This is a genomic window from Komagataeibacter kakiaceti JCM 25156, from assembly GCF_000613305.1.
The window spans coordinates 1-789 of record NZ_BAIO01000780.1; the positions used below are offsets into that span (position 1 = coordinate 1).

General features: G+C 68.6%; 1 protein-coding gene and 1 pseudogene. Both read left to right on the forward strand.

The window, feature by feature from the left end; all coding sequences use genetic code 11:
• Positions 1-86: 86 nt before the first annotated feature.
• Positions 87-293, forward strand: a complete 207-nt coding sequence (locus JCM25156_RS18865; protein WP_025814386.1) for a tetratricopeptide repeat protein — start codon at positions 87-89, stop codon at positions 291-293.
• 4 nt (positions 294-297) lie between these two features.
• Positions 298-789: pseudogene (locus JCM25156_RS32475) on the forward strand (glycosyltransferase family 9 protein); the annotation flags it as partial.

A 789-nucleotide genomic window follows, 5' to 3' on the forward strand; every position in this document is an offset into this window, starting at 1 on the left:
CCCTGCCCGACGCCCCGGTCGGAACGTGACGAGGCGCTGGTGGCGCGGGCGGGCGCATGGCGCAGGCTGGGGCGCATTGATCTGGCATGGCGGACATCAACGCGGCGCTGAAGGATGCGCCGCATAACGGGGCGGCGCTGCTGGAGCGCGGAATCCTGTACATGCGGCGTGGCGAGATGGAAGCCGCCCGCGCCGACTGGCAGGATGTGGTGACGCTGGCCCCGGATTCGGACGAGGCCGATCTGGCGCGGCAGGATCTTTCCCTGCTGGAAACCGACCCCGAGGCGCCCTGACCCCATGGCCCGTATTCTCGTGATCCGTCTTGGCGCGCTGGGCGACTTCGTGCAGTCCTTCGCGCCCTTCGCGGCCATTCGCGCCCATCATCCCCATGATGAGGTGGACCTGATGACCCAGCGCGCCTTTGCCGGACTGGGGGCGCACGCGCCGTGGTTCGATCACGTGCGCATTGATTCCCGGCCGGGCTGGCATGACCTGCCCGCATGATGGCGCTGCGGCGTTGCCTGCGGTCATATGATTTCATCTACGACCTCCAGACCTCGCGCCGCAGTACCCGCTATTTTCACCTGTCGGGCATGAAGGCGTGGTCGGGAATCGGGCGCGGCGCGCTGGCGCGGCATGACAGCCCGCAGCGGCGGTCCATGCATAACAGTCGCCGCCAGCATGACCAGTTGCGCCATGCGGGACTCGGTGGGGAACTGCCGGTGCCCGACCTGACATGGCTGGCGGGTGGCGGCCCGGTGCTGCGATCGGTCCCTATGGCGTGTCTGG

Coding starts and splice junctions, on each gene's coding strand:
- JCM25156_RS18865 (WP_025814386.1), top strand. CDS start 87: ATGGCGGACATCAACGCGGCGCTGAAGGATGCGCCGCATAACGGGGCG.